The organism is Streptomyces sp. NPDC058221, from assembly GCF_042882365.1.
Lineage (GTDB): Bacteria > Actinomycetota > Actinomycetes > Streptomycetales > Streptomycetaceae > Streptomyces.
Window position 1 is genome coordinate 1 of sequence record NZ_JBHVWF010000104.1, and the last position, 20,132, is coordinate 20,132.

Here is a 20,132-nt window from a genome sequence, read left to right on the forward strand (position 1 = left end):
AGGGTATGCTTTAGCTCGTTGCCGCAGGGCAGCGAGGCCCCAATAGCTCAGTCGGTAGAGCGTCTCCATGGTAAGGAGAAGGTCTGCGGTTCGATTCCGCATTGGGGCTCGGACAGACGAAAGGCCCCCGCCGAATGGCGGGGGCCTTTCGCGTATCCGGATCCGTGTGGGCCTATGCGGCAGGCGGCTCGGGGACGCGCATGGCGAGGATGGCCATGTCGTCCGAGGCGGGCTCGGCGGCGAACCGCTCGACAGCCCGCAGGATGCGTGCTGCCACTGCGCCCGCCGTAAGGCCCGTACAGGTGGCCAGCACGTCCGCCAGGCCGTCGTCCCCGAGCATGCGGGTGCCTTCACGGCGTTCGGTGACACCGTCGGTCACGCACAGCAGAACGTCGCCCGGCTCGAGCGTCACCGTCTGCTCATACAGCTCCAGGTCCTCGATGACGCCCAGCAGCGGCTGCGGTTCCGCCGCCGACTCGACCGAGCCGTCCTGGCGCAGGCGCAAGGGCAACGGGTGTCCCGCGCAGACCACCTTCAGTAGTGCGCTGCCGTCTTCCTGCGGCCACAACTCCCCGTACAGCAGCGTCAGGAAGCGGCTGCGGGCGCCTTCGTCCAGGATCGCGGCGTTGAGCCGCTCCAGGACCGCGGGGCCGCCGAAGCCCTCGCGGGCGAGCAGACGCAGGGCATGACGGGCCAGGCCGGTCACGGCTGCGGCCTCAGGGCCCGTGCCGCAGACGTCGCCGATGGCGAATCCGTAGGCGCCGTCGCGAATCGGGAAGACGTCGTAGAAGTCGCCGCCCACCTCATTGCCCTCACCGGCTGCCCGGTAGATGACCTCGATCTCGACATTGGGTACGTCCGGCAGCCCCGGCGGCAGCAGGCTGCGCTGCAGCGACTGGCTGATCGCCATCCGCTCCGAGTAGAGACGCGCGTTGTCGAGCGCCAGGGCGGCCCGGCGGGAGAGGTCCTCGGCCAGTTCCAGGATCTCCTGGCGGAAGTGGTCGTCGGAAGGTTTGCCGAGTGTGAGCATGCCGATGACGCGGTTGCGGGCGACGAGGGGAAGGACCACCGTCTCCCCGCCGACGGCAGCCGCCGTGGCGAGGGTGGTGCGGATGCCCGCGCCCTGGTTTCCGGGGTTGCCGAGGCCGATGCTCCGCATCGAGGTGCGCAGGGCCGCCTCGTGGGCTGCCTCGGACGGAGCGGACCAGACGCGGGCGCCGGGAGCCGGCACCGGGTCCGGTGGGGAGATCTTGGAGAGCAGGGCTTTGAGGCCGTCGATGCGCTCCTCGTCCTCGTGCAGCACGTACGAGAGGTACGGGTCCGAGGACTGGTCGGCAATCGTGTAGACGGCGCACCAGGTGGCCAGGGTGGGGACCGTCATCTGGGCCATCAGTGCCAGGGTCTGGTCCCGGTCGAGCGTCCCCGCGAGGAGGTCCGACGCTTCGACGAGGAAGGAGAGGGAACCGCGGCGCAGCCGTTCCAGTTCACCCAGGCGAGCGGACTCGACGGCCAAGGCGATGCGGTCCGCCGCGAATTGGAGGCGAAGGGCCTCCTCGTTCGAGTACCGGCCGGCGGCCTCGGCCGCGACGCCCAGGGAGCCCGTGAGGCGGCCCTCGACCTTCAGCGGGACCGTGACCACCGAACGCATACCCGTGTTGCTCAGCAGCGGGACGGCGCCGGACACGGCGTCGAGGTCCTCGTGGACCGCGGGCATCCGTGCGGAGCCGTACCGTCCGGTGCCGGCCTCGACGGGCACACGGGCGAAGCGCTGACGGGCTGAGGGCAGCCCGGTCGTGGCCCGCACCTCCAGCTCCGTCTCGTCGTCCGTGGCCAGCAGCAGGAACGCCGCGTCGGCGTCGAGCATGTCGCGGGCCCGTTCGACGGTGCGCTGGAGCAGGCCGTCGAGGTCGTCGGGGGCGGGGGAGCCGATGAAGACCTCGAAGGGGTCAGTTTTGCGGCTCTCGGTGTTCGCGTCGGAGACCGGAGTGCGGACCGGCGACTGGAGCACGGCCCGTTCGTAGTCACGGACCAGCAGACAGACCGTCGAGGGCTCGCCCTGGGTGTCCCGTACGCGGAGGTGGGAGCCGTAGACCGGGATCGTGCGCCCGTCGGCGCCCCGGATGCCGTAGCTGCCTTCCCAGCGGGAGAGGCGGAGTGCATCGGCGATGCCGGTGTTGGTGCCGGGGGTCTGCGGCCAGGCGGTGAAGTCGGTGAGCTGCTTTCCGGTGACCTGGTCGGCGCCGTATCCGAACAGATAGGCGGCGTCGTCGTTCCACGCGGCGATGGCGCCGGCGCTGTCGATCTGGACGACGGCGACCCTGACCCGTTCGTCCGCGACCGGAAGCAGACCGACAGGGAGCAGCGGTCCGGCGGAACGGATACCCACCGGACGGTCGGGGAGATCGAGCTGGAACCAGACATGTTTGTGCGCGGGGGAGTACTCGACGCCCCAGCGGGAGGCGAGCGCGGCGCACAGGAGCAGGCCGCGGCCGTTCTCCCGGTCCGGGCTCGCGAAGTCGGGGCCGGTGGACTGGAGCGGGATCTCCCGTTCCGGGTAGTGGTCGGAGACCTCGACCCGGACGCCGTCCTCCGTACGAAGGCACAGCACATCCGCGGCGGTGCCCGCGTGGACCACCGCATTGGTGACGAGCTCGCTTGTGAGGACGACAGCGTCATCGACGACATCGGTGTATCCCCACCCCTGGAGGGTGTCGCGGACAAAAGCGCGGGCGGTCGCGACGGAGCGCCCGACCGGGTCGAAGGTGGCAGCCGCGCGCGCCGTGATCACAGCACTCCCCATATGGTGTCTCGTCGCTTCCCCGAGTCCTGTGCCCGTTTCTCGCCGCTTCGATTCGCTTGCCAGGCTAGACGCTCCGTCCTGCTACCGGGTACACGAGGGCCGACTTCGGGCAAGGACGGACGGATACGGGCTTGTGACCGGACAAGTGTGGGCTTCCCAAAGAAGGGATGTGGGACAACCATTGGACGTTCCACCCCGACCGGTTCCGGCCTGGTAGGTTTCAACGATTTGACGTCCGCATAGTCACCCGTCAACGGTGGGCTGTGGCGGTGAGCCATAGAGGATCTGGGCAAGCTCCCAGAGAAGACCCGAGCGATACGGTCAACCCTGCGGGAGGGACACGGTGGAGTCTGGCGTGGCGGCGCGGGGAACAGGCACGCGCACTAAAGGCGGACAGTCCGTGAAGAAGCAGCGCAATGGAACCATCGAAGTCGACGCCGCAGCGCTCAACAGACTGCTGGCCGGTCTGGTGGCCATGCGTGACGGCAATTTCCGCAGGCGTCTGACGGTCTCCGGCGAGGGCGTGATGGCGGAGGTCGCCGCCGTCTTCAACGAGGTCGCCGACCGCAACGTCCACCTCACGGGTGAGCTCGCCCGGGTACGGCGAGTGGTCGGACGGGAGGGCAAGCTCACCGAGCGCCTGGAGACGGGCGCCTGCGAGGGCTCCTGGGCCGCTGCCATCGACGCCTCCAATGAGCTCGTCGACGATCTCGCGCGACCGGTCTCGGAGGTCGGGCGGGTGCTGTCGGCGGTCGCCGACGGTGACCTGGAGCAGCGGATGGAGCTCCGTTCTCACACCACCGACGAGACCGTGCGGCCGCTGCGCGGCGAGTTCCTGAAGGTGGCCCGTACGGTCAACAACCTCGTCGACCAGTTGTCGGCGTTCACCGAGCAGGTGACGCGGGTCGCGGTCGAGGTGGGGACCGAGGGCAAGCTGGGCGGGCAGGCGCAGGTGCGGGGCATGTCCGGGTCCTGGAAGGACCTCACGGACTCCGTGAACACCATGGCGTACCGGCTGACGGCTCAGGTGCGCGATATCGCCCTGGTCACGACGGCGGTCGCCAAGGGCGACCTGTCACGCAAGGTGACCGTCCATGTGGCCGGCGAGATGCTTCAGCTGAAGAACACCGTCAACACGATGGTCGACCAGCTGTCGTCGTTCTCCTCCGAGGTGACCCGGGTCGCCCGCGAGGTGGGCACGGAGGGCGAGCTGGGCGGGCAGGCAACCGTGCCGGGTGTGGCGGGTGTGTGGAAGGACCTCACCGACTCCGTCAACACGATGGCGGGGAACCTCACCTCGCAGGTGCGGGGCATCGCGGAGGTGACGACGGCGGTCGCCAACGGTGACCTGTCGCAGAAGGTCCGGGTGAGCGCCCGTGGCGAGGTCGCACAGCTCGCGGAGACCATCAACCAGATGACCGAGACGCTGCGCACCTTCGCCGACGAGGTCACGCGGGTGGCCAGCGAGGTCGGTGGCGAGGGGCTCCTGGGCGGCCAGGCGCAGGTGCCCGGCGCGGCAGGTACCTGGAAGGACCTCACCGACTCGGTGAACACCGTCTTCCGTAACCTGACGACCCAGGTGCGGGACATCGCCCAGGTGACGACAGCGGTGGCCAGCGGTGACATGACGCAGAAGGTCACCGTCGATGTGGCCGGCGAGATGCTGGAGCTGAAGAACACCGTCAACACGATGGTGGACCAGCTGCAGTCCTTCGGTTCGGAAGTGACCCGAGTGGCCCGGGAGGTCGGCGTCGAGGGCCGGCTGGGCGGTCAGGCCGAGGTGCCCGGTGCGGCCGGTACCTGGAAGGACCTCACGGACTCCGTGAACACGGCGTTCCGTAACCTGACGGGTCAGGTGCGGGACATCGCGCAGGTGACGACGGCGGTCGCCAACGGTGATCTGTCGCAGAAGGTCACCGTCGATGTCGCGGGCGAGATGCTGGAGCTGAAGAACACCGTCAACACGATGGTGGCGCAGCTGTCGTCCTTCGCCGACCAGGTGACGCGGATGGCGCGGGACGTGGGCACTGAGGGCCGCCTCGGCGGTCAGGCGCGGGTCGACGGCGTCTCCGGTACGTGGAAGGAGCTCACCGACTCCGTCAACTTCATGGCGGGGAACCTGACCTCCCAGGTGCGCCAGATCGCGCAGGTGACCACGGCGGTGGCCCGGGGCGACCTGTCCCAGAAGATCGACGTGGACGCGCGCGGCGAGATCCTGGAGCTGAAGAACACCATCAACACGATGGTCGACCAGCTCTCCGCCTTCGCCGAGCAGGTGACGCGGGTCGCCCGCGAGGTGGGCACGGACGGGCGCCTCGGCGGGCAGGCGCAGGTGCCCGGTGTGGCCGGTGTGTGGCGTGATCTGACCGACTCGGTGAACGGCATGGCGGGGAACCTCACCGCTCAGGTCCGTAACATCGCGCAGGTGGCCACGGCGGTGGCGCGCGGTGACCTCTCGCAGAAGATCGACGTGGACGCGCGCGGCGAGATCCTGGAGCTGAAGAACACCCTCAACACGATGGTCGACCAGCTCTCGAACTTCGCCGAGCAGGTGACCAGGGTCGCCCGTGAGGTGGGTACGGAAGGCATCCTCGGTGGTCAGGCCGAGGTGCAGGGTGTGTCCGGTACGTGGAAGGACCTCACGCAGTCCGTCAACGGCATGGCGAACAACCTGACCCTTCAGGTCCGCAACATCGCCGAGGTCACCACCGCGGTTGCCAAGGGCGATCTCTCCAAGAAGATCACCGTGGACGCCAAGGGCGAGATCCTCGAACTGGTCACGACCGTCAACACGATGGTCGACCAGCTGATGAACTTCGGTGACGAGGTGACGCGGGTCGCCCGAGAGGTGGGTACCGAGGGCATTCTCGGTGGCCAGGCCCGGGTGCGTGGCGCCACGGGTATCTGGAAGGACCTCAGCGAGAACGTCAACCTGATGGCCAACAACCTGACCAGTCAGGTGCGGAACATCTCCCGGGTCTCATCCGCCGTCGCCAACGGCGACCTGACGAAGAAGGTCACGGTCGAGGCGCGCGGCGAGGTCGCCGAGCTCGCCGACACCGTCAACACGATGGTGACGACCCTGTCCTCGTTCGCCGACGAGGTGACCCGGGTGGCCCGCGAGGTGGGCACGGAGGGTGAGCTGGGCGGCCAGGCACGGGTCCCCGGGGTCGCCGGTACCTGGAAGGACCTCACCGAGTCCGTGAACTCGATGGCGTCCAACCTGACCGGGCAGGTGCGCCAGATCGCCACCGTCACCACGGCCATCGCCAAGGGCGATCTCACCAAGAAGATCGACATCGATGCCCGCGGTGAGATCCAGGAGCTGAAGAACACCATCAACACGATGGTCGACCAGCTGTCCTCGTTCGCGGAGCAGGTGACCCGAGTCGCCCGCGAGGTCGGTACCGAGGGGCAGCTGGGTGGCCAGGCGCGGGTCCGGGACGTCGACGGCACCTGGCGCGACCTCACCGAGTCGGTGAACGAGATGGCCGGAAACCTCACCCGTCAGGTGCGTGCCATCGCGGCCGTCGCCACCGCGGTGACCCGTGGTGATCTCAATCTGAAGATCGATGTGGACGCGGCCGGTGAGATCCAGGCCCTGCAGGACAACATCAACACGATGATCGCCAACCTGCGCGACACCACGGCGACCAACAAGGAGCAGGACTGGCTCAAGGGCAACCTCGCCCGGATCTCCGGTCTGATGCAGGGACGGCGCGATCTCGACGACGTGGCCTCGCTGATCATGAGCGAGCTGACCCCGGTCGTCTCCGCACAGCACGGCGCGTTCTTCCTGGCCATGGCGACCGGCGAGACCGACGCACTGGGTGCGGAGGGGGACCGGGAGGGCGCGTACGAGCTCCGGATGCGGGGCAGCTACGGCTATTCCGCCGGCTCCATGCCGACGTCCTTCCGGCCCGGTGAGACGCTCATCGGCACGGCCGCGGAGGAGAAGCGGACGATCCAGGTGGACAACGTCCCGCCGGGCTATCTGAAGATCTCCTCGGGTCTCGGCGAGGCGCCGCCCGCGCATGTGATCGTGCTGCCGGTGCTCTTCGAGGGCAAGGTACTCGGAGTGATCGAACTGGCCTCGTTCCAGCCGTTCACCCATATCCAGCGGGACTTCCTCAACCAGCTCGCCGAGATGATCGCTACGAGCGTCAACACCATTAGCGTCAACACGACGACGGAGAAGCTGCTGGAGCAGTCCCAGGAGCTCACCGAGCAATTGCGTGACCGTTCGCAGGAGTTGGAGAACCGGCAGAAAGCCCTCCAGGCCTCCAACGCGGAACTGGAGGAGAAGGCCGAGCTGCTGGCCCAGCAGAACCGCGACATCGAGGTCAAGAACACCGAGATCGAGGAGGCGCGGCAGGTCCTGGAGGAGCGCGCCGAACAGCTCGCGGTCTCGATGCGCTACAAGTCGGAGTTCCTGGCCAACATGTCGCACGAGCTGCGTACGCCGCTCAACTCGCTGCTCATTCTGGCCAAACTGCTGGCGGACAACGCCGAGGGCAACCTCTCACCGAAGCAGGTGGAATTCGCCGAGACGATCCACGGGGCGGGTTCCGATCTGCTGCAGCTGATCAACGACATCCTCGACCTGTCGAAGGTCGAGGCGGGCAAGATGGACGTCAGCCCGACCCGGATCGCGCTGGTCCAGCTGGTCGACTACGTGGAGGCGACGTTCCGGCCGCTCACCGCGGAAAAGGGGCTGGACTTCTCGGTACGGGTGTCGCCGGAGCTGCCGGCCACGCTGCACACGGACGAACAGCGGCTGCTGCAGGTGCTGCGCAACCTGCTCTCCAACGCGGTGAAGTTCACCGACAGCGGTGCTGTCGAGCTGGTGATCCGGCACGCGGGGGCCGAAGTGCCGAACGCCATCCGCGAACAGCTGCTGGAGGCTGGTTCGCTGCGTGACGCCGATGCCGATCTGATCGCGTTCTCGGTGACCGACACCGGGATCGGGATCGCGTCCAGCAAGATGCTGGTGATCTTCGAGGCGTTCAAGCAGGCGGACGGCACGACCAGCCGCAAGTACGGCGGTACGGGACTGGGCCTCTCGATCAGCCGGGAGATCGCCCGTCTGCTGGGCGGTGAGATCCATGCGGCGAGCGAGCCCGGCCGCGGCTCGACGTTCACGCTGTACCTGCCGCTGCACCCGAGCGAACTCCCGCCGCAGGGCTACCCGCAGATCGGTCCCGGACCCATCGAGGTGCACGGCGCCGGGGTCGAGAGCGGGCGGCTGCCCGAGGCCGGGCAGGGGATCGGGCAGGGCCTCGGACAGAGCTTCCAGGACTTCGGGCGTGGAACGGCCCAGCCAGGCGGCGGAGAGGACCGGAGCAGCGCCTCAGGGCTGTTGGGGCGCCGCCGCAAGGCGTTGGGCGGCTCGGGGCAGCAGTCCGCGCTGCCCGCCCCCTCGGCGCCGCAGGCCGCTCCGCAGGAGTCGTGGACGCCAAGTGTCCAGCAGGAGGAGTCCGAGCCCCGCAGGACGTTCCGGTTCAGTGGTGAGAAGGTCCTGATCGTGGACGACGACATCCGTAACGTCTTCGCGCTCACCAGCGTGCTGGAGCAGCACGGGCTCTCGGTGCTGTACGCGGAGAACGGGCGCGAGGGGATCGAAGTCCTGGAGCAGCACGACGATGTGACGGTCGTACTGATGGACATCATGATGCCGGAGATGGACGGCTATGCGACGACTTCGGCGATCCGTAGGATGCCGCAGTTCGCGGGGCTGCCGATCGTCGCGCTGACGGCCAAGGCGATGAAGGGTGACCGGGAGAAGGCCATCGAGTCCGGCGCATCCGACTACGTCACCAAGCCGGTCGACCCCGATCATCTGCTTTCCGTCATGGAGGGTTGGATGCGCGGAGAGTGATCGCCGATTGAACGAATCAATGGTGTTTTGTTGATCGAGTGGGTCCGAAGTGGTGTGGGAGCGCGGTGCGCGGGGAACCTTTTGGTCTTGCGCCGCGTTTCTGATATGTGCACAGTGACATCGCGGTGACAGGGTGTGGTGACAGGCGGGGTGCGGTTACCATGACCGGCACAAGGACGGACGGCGTAAGGGAGTCGTCCCCTGGGGCGGCGCCCGGTGCAATTCCGGGGCGAGGAGGACGGGCCATGGTGCCGAAGGCCAAGATCCTCCTGGTCGATGACCGGCCGGAGAATCTGCTGGCGCTGGAGGCCATCCTCTCTGCGCTCGATCAGACACTGGTGCGGGCATCGTCAGGGGAGGAAGCGCTCAAAGCGCTGCTCACGGACGACTTTGCGGTCATTCTGCTGGACGTGCAGATGCCGGGCATGGACGGTTTCGAAACCGCCGCGCACATCAAGCGGCGGGAGCGGACCCGGGACATCCCGATCATCTTCCTCACCGCGATCAACCACGGTCCGCATCACACCTTCCGGGGTTATGCGGCAGGCGCGGTGGACTACATCTCGAAGCCGTTCGATCCGTGGGTGCTGCGGGCGAAGGTCTCGGTCTTCGTCGAGCTGTACATGAAGAACTGCCAGCTCCGTGAGCAGGCGGCGTTGCTGCGCCTCCAGCTCGAAGGAGGTGTGCCCGCCGGTGCGAACCACGAGAAGGAACCCGCGGGTCTGCTGGCCGAACTCTCCGCGCGGCTCGCGGCCGTCGAGGAGCAGGCCGAGGCCCTGTCCAAGCAGCTGGACGACGAGTCGGCGGACGCTGCGGCGGTGGCCACGGCGGCCCATCTCGAACGGAAGCTGACCGGGCTGCGCCGGGCGCTGGACGCCCTGGAGCCCGGCACCAGCGGCGGACCGGCCACCCTTCCCTCGTAACGGTTCCGGGCCCGGTCTGCGCCGGTCCCCGACCCGTACCGCCCTTTGCGGGCAGCTGCCTTCGTGCTCGCGTGGCGGCAACTGCCCGGTGGTTTCGGCCGGTCGGCGCTCCGGGTGGGGTGCGGTGCGGTGAGGGCGTGTCAGTTTGCGGCCTCCGAAGGGCGACACGGTCGGGTGAACAGGCCCGCGCACGTGTTCACTGCCGCAGACACCGGTAACCTCGGCCCCATGGCCTCACGTACGTCCGGCAAGGGTTCCCAGGGCACGGCGGGCACCGCGAAGCGCGCCGGCGGCGGCGCGGGCCCGGCGAAGAAAGCCGCGCCCGCGAAGAAGGCCGCTGCCAAGAAGACCGCGCCCGCGAAAAAGGCTCCCGCCAAGAAGGCGGTGGCGAAGAAGGCGGCCGCACGCAAACCGGCGCCGTCGCCCACCAACGGGGTGTACCGGCTGGTGCGCGCCGTCTGGCTCGGTGCGGCCCACACCGTCGGCGCGATGTTCCGCGGCATAGGGCGTGGCGCCAAGGGCCTGGACCCCGCACACCGCAAGGACGGTGTCGCGCTGCTGCTGCTCGGTCTCGCACTGATCGTCGCCGCGGGCACCTGGTCGAATCTGCGCGGTCCCGTCGGCGATCTCGTGGAGATGCTCGTCACCGGCGCCTTCGGCAGGCTCGATCTCCTCGTGCCGATACTGCTCGGCGCCATCGCCGTACGGCTGATCCTCTATCCCGAGAAGCCCGAGGCCAACGGCCGGATCGTCATCGGACTGTCCGCACTGGTCATCGGGGTGCTCGGGCAGGTCCACATCGCGTGCGGATCGCCGGGACGCGAGGACGGCACCGAAGCGATGCAGGACGCGGGCGGGCTCATCGGCTGGGCCGCCTCCAAGCCGCTGATCTTCACCATGGGCGAGGTGCTGGCCGTCCCGCTGCTCCTGCTCCTCACCGTCTTCGGACTGCTCGTCGTCACGGCTACGCCGGTGAACGCCATTCCCCAGCGGCTGCGGCTGCTCGGCTCCAAGCTGGGGATCATCGAGCCGGATTACGACCCCGAGGCGCAGGACGGGAGCGACGACGAGCGGTACGACGAGCAGTGGCGCGAAGCGCTGCCCGCCCGCTCCCGGCGCTCCTCCCGCCGCTCCGAGCCGTCCGACGCATCCGAGGTGTACGACACCGACCGCGTCGAGGCCGACGCCCTCGCCAAGCGCCGGAGCAGGCCGCGCAGGCCCTCCGTGCAGCCCGCGATGAACCGCACCATGGACGCGGTGGACGTCGCGGCCGCCGCTGCCGCCGCGCTCGACGGAGCCGTGCTCAACGGCATGCCGCCCTCGCCCGTCGTCGCCGACCTCACCCAGGGCGTCTCCGTGGACCGCGAACGTACCGGTACGCCGGTACCGGGGGCCAGGGAGGCCGAGCCGGCCGGAAAGCCGGAGAAGGAGACGTCGCGCTCCGGAGATGTACCCGACCTGACCAAGCCCGCACCCGAGCGGTCGCAGTCGCAGCCCCTGCCGGCCCGCGCCGAGCAGCTCCAGCTCTCGGGCGACATCACGTACTCGCTGCCCTCGCTCGACCTGCTGGAGCGGGGTGGCCCGGGCAAGACCCGCAGCGCCGCCAACGACGCGATCGTCGCGTCGCTGACCAACGTCTTCACCGAGTTCAAGGTCGACGCTGCCGTCACCGGCTTCACCCGCGGACCGACGGTGACGCGGTACGAGGTGGAGCTCGGCCCGGCCGTGAAGGTCGAGCGGATCACGGCGCTCGCCAAGAACATCGCGTACGCCGTCGCCAGCCCCGACGTCCGGATCATCTCCCCGATCCCGGGGAAGTCGGCGGTCGGCATCGAGATCCCCAACACCGACCGCGAGATGGTCAACCTCGGAGACGTGCTGCGCCTCGCGGACGCGGCCGAGGACGACCACCCCATGCTGGTCGCACTCGGCAAGAACGTCGAGGGCGGCTACGAGATGGCCAACCTCGCGAAGATGCCGCACGTCCTGGTGGCCGGTGCGACCGGTTCCGGAAAGTCCTCCTGCATCAACTGTCTGATCACCTCGGTGATGGTCCGGGCGACTCCGGAGGACGTCCGCATGGTGCTGGTCGACCCCAAGCGGGTCGAGCTCACCGCCTACGAGGGCATTCCGCACCTGATCACGCCGATCATCACCAACCCCAAGAAGGCCGCCGAGGCCCTGCAATGGGTCGTGCGCGAGATGGATCTGCGCTACGACGACCTCGCCGCGTTCGGCTACCGGCACATCGACGACTTCAACCACGCCGTGCGCACCGGCAAGCTCAAGACGCCGGAAGGCAGCGAGCGGGAGCTGTCGCCGTACCCGTACCTGCTGGTGATCGTGGACGAGCTGGCCGACCTCATGATGGTCGCACCGCGCGATGTCGAGGACTCGATCGTCCGCATCACCCAGCTGGCCCGCGCCGCCGGTATCCATCTGGTCCTCGCCACCCAGCGCCCCTCGGTGGACGTCGTCACCGGACTCATCAAGGCGAACGTGCCGTCCAGGCTCGCTTTCGCGACCTCCTCGCTCGCCGACAGCCGGGTCATCCTCGACCAGCCCGGAGCCGAGAAGCTCATCGGAAAGGGTGACGGACTGTTCCTGCCGATGGGGGCGAACAAGCCGACCCGCATGCAGGGCGCCTTCGTCACCGAGGACGAGGTCGCCGCAGTGGTCCAGCACTGCAAGGACCAGATGGCCCCCGTGTTCCGCGAGGACGTGGTGGTCGGCACGAAGCAGAAGAAGGAGATCGACGAGGACATCGGCGACGACCTCGATCTGCTCTGCCAGGCCGCCGAGCTGGTCGTCTCCACCCAGTTCGGGTCCACCTCGATGCTCCAGCGCAAGCTGCGGGTGGGCTTCGCCAAGGCGGGCCGGTTGATGGACCTCATGGAGTCCCGGAACATCGTCGGGCCCAGCGAGGGGTCCAAGGCGCGCGACGTCATGGTGAAGCCGGACGAGCTCGACGGGGTGTTGGCTCAGATGCGTGGGGAAACCGGTTCGTGAGGGTTTTGCGGGCAACCGTTTCGCCGGGCCGTACGTCAAGTTGAAGGGAGGGACAGCAGGATGTCCTTCCACGGGGTGATCCGGCGAATCCGACTCTGTTCGAATCTGATGGCGTACAAAGTCCTCCCTCCCGGTTGCCCCACCCTTTCGTACCCCCCCTAGACTGAACATCCAGCAGGTGGCTCACGCTCGAAAGGCGCCCCCGTGTCCATCGGCAACTCCCCCGAAGACGACCGGCCCTTGATCGGTCGAGTGCTTCAGCAGGCTCGAATCGCCGCAGGTCTCACGGTCGAAGAGATCAGCACGTCCACCCGGGTGCGCATCCCCATCGTGCACGCGATCGAGGAGGACGACTTCTCCCGCTGTGGCGGTGACGTGTATGCGCGCGGCCACATCCGTACGCTGGCACGGGCCGTAGGCATCGATCCGGAACCGCTGGTTTCGCAGTTCGACGCCGAGCACGGCGGCCGTCCCTCGCCCACCCCGGCGGCTCCGCTGTTCGAGGCCGAGCGGATCCGTTCCGAACCCCGACGGCCCAACTGGACCGCGGCCATGGTCGCGGCCATCGTCGCCGTGGTCGGTTTCGTCGGCTTCACCTTCTTCAAGGGCGGTGACGAGCCCTCGACCGCCGGCCGGGTCGCCGAGGGGCCGACGTCCGACAAGATCACCCCCAAGCCGGCGAGCAGCAAGCCCGCCGATCCCAAGCCGGCCCCCTCCGACAGCGCCATTGCCGCGGCGCCGCAGGACAAGGTGACGGTCAAGCTCAGCGCCAGCCAGGGCAAGAGCTGGATCTCCGCCAAGGACCACAACGGCCGGCTGCTCTTCGACGGGCTGCTCCAGCAGGGTCAGTCGAAGACGTTCCAGGACAAGGAGCGAGTCGACCTCGTCCTCGGCGACGCCGGGGCGATCGAGCTCTTCGTCAACGGCAAGAAGGTCGAGGACCAGTTCCAGCCCGGCCAGGTCGAGCGGCTCTCGTACACCAAGGGCGATCCCGAGGTCGGCTGACGCAGCCACCCACGGTTCGCACACCGCGGCGAGCACCCGGCCAGCACGCCGGGCGCTCGCCGTCTTTGTCACTCCCTGTAACTGTGGAACCTGCACGGTGGGGCCAGTGCCGGGACAAAGTAGTCTTGAGCCCATGCCCGAACGCCGTACCGTCGCCCTTGTCACTCTTGGCTGCGCCCGTAACGAGGTGGACTCGGAGGAGCTCGCAGGCCGCTTGGCAGCGGACGGCTGGGAGCTCGTCGAGGATGCCTCCGCTGCCGATGTCGCCGTGGTCAACACCTGTGGATTCGTCGAGGCCGCCAAGAAGGACTCCGTCGATGCCCTGCTCGAAGCCAATGATCTGAAGGACCACGGCCGGACCCAGGCCGTCGTCGCCGTCGGCTGCATGGCCGAGCGCTACGGCAAGGACCTCGCCGAGGCCCTGCCGGAAGCGGACGGAGTCCTCGGATTCGACGACTACGCAGACATCTCGGACCGCCTCCAGACCATCCTCAACGGCGGCATCCACGCCTCGCACACCCCGCGCGACCGCCGCAAGCTGCTGCCGATCAGCCCGGCCGACCGGCAGGACGCCGATGTGGCCCTGCCCGGTCACGCCCAGGAAGCCGCGCCGGTCCCCGCCGATCTGCCGGAGGGTGTCGCACCGGTCTCCGGCCCGCGGGCCCCCCTGCGCCGCCGGCTCGGCACCAGCCCCGTCGCCTCGGTGAAGCTGGCCTCCGGCTGCGACCGCCGCTGCTCCTTCTGCGCCATCCCGTCCTTCCGCGGCTCCTTCATCTCGCGGCGTCCCTCGGACGTCCTGGGTGAGACCAGGTGGCTGGCCGAGCAGGGGGTGAAGGAGGTCATGCTGGTCTCCGAGAACAACACCTCCTACGGCAAGGACCTCGGTGACATCCGGCTGCTGGAGACGCTGCTGCCGGAGCTCGCCGATGTCGACGGGATCGAGCGGATCCGGGTCAGCTACCTGCAGCCCGCCGAGATGCGGCCCGGCCTGATCGACGTGCTGACCTCGACGCCGAAGGTCGCGCCCTACTTCGACCTCTCCTTCCAGCACTCGGCCCCCGGTGTGCTGCGGGCGATGCGCCGGTTCGGCGACACCGACAGCTTCCTGGAGCTTCTGCACACCATCCGGAGCAAGGCACCGCACGCGGGTGCGCGCTCGAACTTCATCGTGGGCTTCCCCGGTGAGACCGAGGCCGACCTGGCGGAGCTGGAACGGTTCCTCACAGGTGCGCGCCTCGACGCCATCGGCGTCTTCGGCTACTCCGACGAGGACGGCACCGAGGCGGTCGGCTACGGGAACAAGCTGGACGACGACACCATCGCGGAGCGGCTCGCTCATATCTCGCAGCTGGCCGAGGAACTGACCTCGCAGCGGGCCGAGGAGCGGGTCGGCGAGACGCTCCAGGTGCTGGTCGAGTCGGTCGAGGCGACCGAGGACGAGTCGCGCGCCGTGGGCCGCGCCGCCCACCAGGCGCCCGAAACGGACGGCCAGGTGCTCTTCACCGCACGCGAGGGGCTCGTCCCGGGCCGTATGGTCGAGGCAAAGGCAGTCGGGACCGAGGGCGTCGACCTGGTGGCCGAGTGTCGTGAGCTTGCGGAGGTGGCCAGATGACCGGAGCGCCTGCATCCGCGGCAGGGGGTTCCGGCGCTACGCCGGCCCGCGGCGGGAAGCTGGGCACTGCGGCCGTCAGTCAGGCCAGCCTGTGGAACGTCGCCAATCTCCTCACCATGGCGCGGCTGGTGCTGGTGCCCGGATTTGTCGTGCTCCTGCTCCACAACGGCGGGTACGACCCGGTGTGGCGTTCCTTCGCCTGGGCGGCCTTCGCCGTCGCGATGATCACCGACCTGTTCGACGGGCACCTGGCGCGTACGTACAACCTGGTCACCGACTTCGGGAAGATCGCCGACCCGATCGCCGACAAGGCGATCATGGGCGCGGCGCTCGTCTCGCTGTCGTACCTCGGCGATCTGCCCTGGTGGGTCACGGGCGTGATCCTCTTCCGCGAGCTCGGCATCACCGTGCTGCGGTTCTGGGTGATCCGGCACGGGGTGATTCCGGCCAGCCGTGGCGGGAAGCTGAAGACGCTCGCGCAGGGGACGGCCGTCGGGATGTACGTCCTGGCGCTGACCGGCCCGCTGGCCACGCTGCGGTTCTGGGCGATGGCGGTGGCCGTCGTACTGACGGTCGTCACCGGTCTGGACTATGTGCGTCAGGCCATCGTGCTGCGACGCCAGGGTCTCGCGGCGGAGCGGGCGGCGGCCGCCCAGGAAGCCGTCGAGGCGGCCGCGGAGAATCCCGGGGGCGCCGAGGGCGCGGACCGGGTTTCCGGGACCTCAGGGACCCGCGGTGCGGCGGAGGCCGAGCGGTGACAGCCGCGGCCCGCGTGCTGCGACTGCTCGTCGAGCGGGGGGAGACCCTTGCCGTCGCCGAGTCGCTGACCGGTGGACTGGTCGCGGCGGAGTTGACGTCCGTACCCGGTGCCTCGCACGCGTTCCGCGGCTCCGTGACGGCCTATGCGACCCCCCTCAAGAGTGAAGTCCTGGGTGTGGATCCAGCCCTTCTCGCGTCGAACGGTGCGGTGGATCCGGACGTCGCTTCCCAGATGGCGGAGGGCGTACGCCGGGTTCTCGGAGCGGACTGGGGGCTTGCCACCACGGGTGTCGCGGGCCCGGAACCGCAGGACGGCCGGCCCGTGGGAACGGTCTTCGTCGCACTCCGCGGGCCTCAGGGGGTGGCGAAAGTAGCCGCACTGCGGTTGAACGGCGGACGAGCGGACATCCGTAATGAGAGCGTACGGAGCGTGCTCGATCTGCTCTCCGGCGAACTCGGTGGGTACACGAGCGCACAGGATACGGAACAGATCGGGGGGAATTGATGTTTGCAGCCCTGAGTGAACACGACATCGCTCCCCGCACGGCCGCGGCGCTAGGCGGTACGGTGGGGCGTGAAGGATGCGGCTACGCGGTCCGAGGAGGGAGCCACCGATGATTCTGCTCCGTCGCCTGCTTGGTGACGTGCTGCGTCGGCAGCGCCAGCGCCAAGGCCGTACTCTGCGCGAAGTCTCCTCGTCCGCCCGAGTTTCGCTCGGCTATCTTTCCGAGGTGGAGCGGGGGCAGAAGGAGGCATCCTCCGAACTGCTCTCCGCCATTTGCGACGCGCTTGACGTACGGATGTCCGAGCTCATGCGTGAAGTGAGCGATGATCTGTCGTTGGCTGAACTGGCCGAGTCGGCAGCAGCCGGCGACCCGGTACCCGTGCCGGTGCGCCCCAGGCTCAATTCCGTCTCTGTTTCGTCGGTGGCGGGTGTACCGACGGGACGGGTGACCATCAAGGCGCCTGCGGAAGCGGTGGATGTCGTCGCCGCCTGACCCGCGCGGTTCGGTCTGAAGCCGGAGCCCCGGTCCTCCCCTCTGGGGGCGGACCGGGGCTTCTGTGTGTCGAGAGGGTTGTGGCGGGCAGGCGCACTGTATGAGACCGGGGAGCGATCTCGTGCAGATCTCTCCCTGAATGACCGTTTCGCTTCGTTTGTGCCATCGTGGGTGGTGCTGAACGGAACGGATATCAGATCGGAGAAGTGCATGTCTGTGGTGAAGAGCCCGCTGTCCGAAGCTGACCTCAAGTCCGTCGGCGATGCCCTCCAGGGCGCCCTTGTGGACCTCGTCGACCTGTCCCTGGTCGCCAAGCAGGTCCACTGGAACGTGGTGGGGCCACGCTTCAGGTCCGTGCACCTTCAGCTCGACGAGGTCGTCGACACCGCCCGCCAGCACTCCGACACGGTGGCCGAACGGGCCTCCGCGATCGGCGTCAACCCGGACGGCCGGTCGGCGACGATCGCCAGGACCACGGCCATCGACTCCGTGCCCGAGGGCTGGGTCAAGGACGTGGACGCGGTACGGACCCTGGTTGACGCCCTCGGCGTGGTGATCGGCCGGATGCGGGAGAGGATCGAGGTGACCGGTGAGCCCGACCCGGTCAGTCAGGACATCCTGATCTCGCTGACCGCCGATCTTGAGAAGCACGCGTGGATGTTCCAGGCGGAGAGCGCCTGACGGCATCCCGTTTCACCCGGCCGGTGCCAAGGTATCCGACCGGTTCACCGACCCCCGGGTCTGCCCGCTCTCGGGCAGCTGCCGGTTCGCACCATTCGAGGAGTCGCAATGACCGACGAAAGCGCGAAGGACAAGATGGCCGGCAAGGCCAAGGAGGCCATGGGCAAGATGGCCGGCAACCGCCGCATGGAGGCGGAAGGCCAGGCGGACCAGGCGAAGGGCAAGGCCAAGGGCGCCATGGGCGATGCCAAGGAGCGCGCCGAGGGCGTCAAGGACTCGCTGTCCGGCGACGACAAGGACTGACGGCCGACGCGGAGCCCCCACCGGAAGCGGTGGGGGCTCCGCTCTGGATGCGGCCCAGGTGGAGCCGGGCGAGACTGCGAGAGCGTGCGACTGCGCCGTGCGCGCCGGTACTGCACCGGTGCGCTCTCCCGCTGGGTGATCTCGCCGGATTAGGGTCTTTCGTTTGGATCGGACCCCGCGAGCCCGGCCTGATCCGACGAAGGGCCCTGGGTTCGGCCGGAGGAGGCAGCCATGGTGCGGCGATGGGTGCCGGCGCTCGTTCTCGGCGGTGTGTGGTGGTGGGCTGTGCTGCGGCTGGTCCTTGAGCCGGCGCACACCGGGGTGGTCGAGGGCGCGGTGGCGGCGGGTGGCTGGGGGCTGAGCCTTCTGCCGGTACATGTGGCCGCGACCGCCCGGCCTACCGGAATCTTCGACGCGGGCACCGGCCTCCTGCGGCGGTGCGCCGCTGGGCTGCGGGACACGGGCCGGTCCTGGTGGGCTACCAGGGCATGGCGACGCCGCCGTTCGGGCGGAGGATCTGACCCGTCATGAAGGCCGACGCGTCTGACGCCAGATGCAGAACCGTGTGGGCGACGTCAACGGGCTCGCCGACCCTGCCCAGCGGCGATATCCGCGCCATCGTGGCCTCCGCCCGGTGCTGCTGCTCCGCGTCGTGGCGGGCGGTCATGGGGGTGCGGACCCAGCCGGGAGCGACGGCGTTGACCCGGATGGCGTGCGGACCGAGTTCGGTCGCCAGGGTCTTCGTCAGCTGGACCACCGCCGCCTTGGCAGCGCTGTAGCAGAGCAGTCCGGGGCTCGCGGAGTCGACCGCGCCCGAGGCCATGGTGATCAGTGATCCGGAAGCGCCCCGGGCGATCATGGAGCGGGCCACTTCCTGGCAGGCGTACAGCACACCCTTGAAATTGACCGAGAGCACCCGGTCGAGATCCTCGTCCGCGGTCTCCAGGACGCTGCTCGTGTGCATGATCCCGGCGACGGCGGCCAGGATGTCCAGATCCCCGGCGGCCTCGACGGCTGCCCGGACCTGACTGCGGTCGGTGACATCGAGCGGGTGGGTGTGGGCTTCACCACCCGCCGCGGTGATCAGCTCCAGGGTCTCCAGGAGACCCTTCTCGTCGCGGTCCGCGCAGTGGACGGTGGCGCCCGCCTCGGCCAGGAGGACCGCGCCGGCCCGGCCGATGCCGCCGGCCGCACCGGTGACGAACGCGGAGCGGCCCGTGAGGTCGTACGCGGCGATTGACATGACCGGACCGTACGACTGAATCTGACGGGTCGTCAACTAGGGTGTGGGGCCCGATTGGCAGTGCGGACACCAGTAGGCGGGGCGGGCATCCTGCTCGGCGGCGCGGATCGGCGTTCCGCAGCGCAGGCAGGGGCGGCGGGTCCTGCCGTAGACCCAGAGGTTCTCGCTCGGGCGGCCGGGGCGGGACGCCTGACCGGTGGCGGTACGGGAGCGCGCGGTGGTGGTGGTGATGCGCACCGGGCGGTCCCGATTGGCTTCGAGGAGCTGGCGGGCCGTGGTCACCAGAAGGGCCGCCGTGGCGCCGGGCAGCTCTCCCACGGGGAGCCATGGGGTGGCGCGGGCCAGGAAACAGAGCTCGGCCTTGTAGATGTTGCCGATGCCGGCCAGGTTGCGCTGGTCCAGCAGGGCCTCGCCCAGGGGGCGGGCCGGGGCGGCGAGCAGATTGCGCAGTGCCGCGTCGGCGTCCCAGTCGGGCCCGAGGAGGTCCGGGCCGAGGTGACCGACCGCCTTCTCCTCGTCTGCCGTGCGCAGGAGTTCGAGGACGGGGAGGCGATAACCGACGGCCGTGTGACCGGAGTTGCCCAGGATGGCGCGGATCTGGTGCGTGGGGCCGCCGCGCCAGTGCTCGTCCGGGCGGTAGATGCGCCAGGCCCCGTCCATGCGCAGATGGCTGTGCAGGGTCAGGCCGCCCTCAATACGGGTCAGCAGATGCTTGCCGCGCGAGACGACGCCGAGCACGGACCGGCCGGTGAGGTCGGCGGTGGCGAACCGGGGAACGCGCAGGTCGGACCTGGTGAGGACCTCACCGGCGAGTGCGCGGTGCAGACGCCTGGCGGTCTGCAGGACGGTGTCTCCTTCGGGCATACCTCCATGATGCGCGGGATGCGCGGCGCGGGCCGGGGTGAGGGCGTAACGCGCCGG

At 69.0% G+C, this 20,132-nt stretch carries 14 protein-coding genes and 1 tRNA gene; 12 read left to right on the plus strand and 3 right to left on the minus strand.

Features of this window, described 5'->3' with window-relative positions; genetic code table 11:
- The first annotated feature begins 36 nt into the window (after positions 1-36).
- Positions 37-109 (plus strand) — tRNA-Thr (locus ACFVW8_RS27505).
- Positions 110-172: 63 nt separating this feature from the next.
- Here ACFVW8_RS27505 and ACFVW8_RS27510 read toward each other — a convergent pair.
- The gene (locus tag ACFVW8_RS27510; RefSeq protein ID WP_389694534.1) at positions 173-2,788 is read right to left on the minus strand and encodes a SpoIIE family protein phosphatase; all 2,616 of its coding nucleotides are present in this window, start codon (positions 2,786-2,788) and stop codon (positions 173-175) included.
- A 412-nt stretch (positions 2,789-3,200) separates the two neighbouring features.
- Here ACFVW8_RS27510 and ACFVW8_RS27515 point away from each other — a divergent pair, with 412 nt between their 5' ends.
- The 11 genes from ACFVW8_RS27515 (at position 3,201) to ACFVW8_RS27565 (ending at position 18,499) form a co-directional block, all read left to right on the plus strand.
- The gene (locus ACFVW8_RS27515; RefSeq protein WP_389694536.1) at positions 3,201-8,678 is read left to right on the plus strand and encodes a HAMP domain-containing protein; all 5,478 of its coding nucleotides are present in this window, start codon (positions 3,201-3,203) and stop codon (positions 8,676-8,678) included.
- 245 nt (positions 8,679-8,923) lie between these two features.
- Positions 8,924-9,601, plus strand: coding sequence for a two-component system response regulator (locus tag ACFVW8_RS27520; protein WP_389694538.1), 678 nt, complete (start codon positions 8,924-8,926; stop codon positions 9,599-9,601).
- A 228-nt stretch (positions 9,602-9,829) separates the two neighbouring features.
- Complete coding sequence (locus tag ACFVW8_RS27525; protein WP_389694540.1) at positions 9,830-12,610, plus strand: DNA translocase FtsK; 2,781 nt, start codon at positions 9,830-9,832, stop codon at positions 12,608-12,610.
- A 204-nt stretch (positions 12,611-12,814) separates the two neighbouring features.
- Positions 12,815-13,615 (plus strand): helix-turn-helix domain-containing protein, encoded by an 801-nt coding sequence (locus ACFVW8_RS27530; RefSeq protein ID WP_389694542.1) that lies wholly within the window; start codon positions 12,815-12,817, stop codon positions 13,613-13,615.
- A gap of 133 nt (positions 13,616-13,748) precedes the next feature.
- Complete coding sequence (gene rimO / locus ACFVW8_RS27535) at positions 13,749-15,227, plus strand: 30S ribosomal protein S12 methylthiotransferase RimO (protein WP_389694544.1); 1,479 nt, start codon at positions 13,749-13,751, stop codon at positions 15,225-15,227.
- Positions 15,224-15,985, plus strand: coding sequence for a CDP-diacylglycerol--glycerol-3-phosphate 3-phosphatidyltransferase (gene pgsA / locus ACFVW8_RS27540; RefSeq protein WP_389694546.1), 762 nt, complete (start codon positions 15,224-15,226; stop codon positions 15,983-15,985). Before rimO ends, pgsA begins: the two co-directional genes overlap by 4 nt.
- Positions 15,982-16,491 (plus strand): CinA family protein, encoded by a 510-nt coding sequence (locus ACFVW8_RS27545; protein WP_389694548.1) that lies wholly within the window; start codon positions 15,982-15,984, stop codon positions 16,489-16,491. The genes pgsA and ACFVW8_RS27545 overlap by 4 nt, the downstream gene beginning before the upstream one ends.
- A gap of 109 nt (positions 16,492-16,600) precedes the next feature.
- Positions 16,601-16,984 (plus strand): helix-turn-helix domain-containing protein, encoded by a 384-nt coding sequence (locus tag ACFVW8_RS27550; protein ID WP_024492760.1) that lies wholly within the window; start codon positions 16,601-16,603, stop codon positions 16,982-16,984.
- Between the two features lie 210 nt (positions 16,985-17,194).
- Positions 17,195-17,665, plus strand: a complete 471-nt coding sequence (locus tag ACFVW8_RS27555) for a Dps family protein (RefSeq protein WP_389694550.1) — start codon at positions 17,195-17,197, stop codon at positions 17,663-17,665.
- A gap of 108 nt (positions 17,666-17,773) precedes the next feature.
- On the plus strand, positions 17,774-17,968 hold the full coding sequence (locus tag ACFVW8_RS27560) for a CsbD family protein (protein ID WP_389694552.1): 195 nt from the start codon (positions 17,774-17,776) through the stop codon (positions 17,966-17,968).
- A 231-nt stretch (positions 17,969-18,199) separates the two neighbouring features.
- On the plus strand, positions 18,200-18,499 hold the full coding sequence (locus tag ACFVW8_RS27565) for a hypothetical protein (protein WP_389694554.1): 300 nt from the start codon (positions 18,200-18,202) through the stop codon (positions 18,497-18,499).
- On the opposite strand, the gene ACFVW8_RS27570 is transcribed toward ACFVW8_RS27565, so the two are convergent.
- Positions 18,447-19,211: an SDR family NAD(P)-dependent oxidoreductase gene (locus ACFVW8_RS27570; protein WP_389694556.1), complete on the minus strand. Its 765-nt coding sequence runs from the start codon at positions 19,209-19,211 to the stop codon at positions 18,447-18,449. The genes ACFVW8_RS27565 and ACFVW8_RS27570 overlap by 53 nt on opposite strands.
- Before the next feature lie 36 nt (positions 19,212-19,247).
- The gene (locus ACFVW8_RS27575; protein ID WP_389694558.1) at positions 19,248-20,075 is read right to left on the minus strand and encodes a DNA-formamidopyrimidine glycosylase family protein; all 828 of its coding nucleotides are present in this window, start codon (positions 20,073-20,075) and stop codon (positions 19,248-19,250) included.
- Between the last annotated feature and the right edge of the window lie 57 nt (positions 20,076-20,132).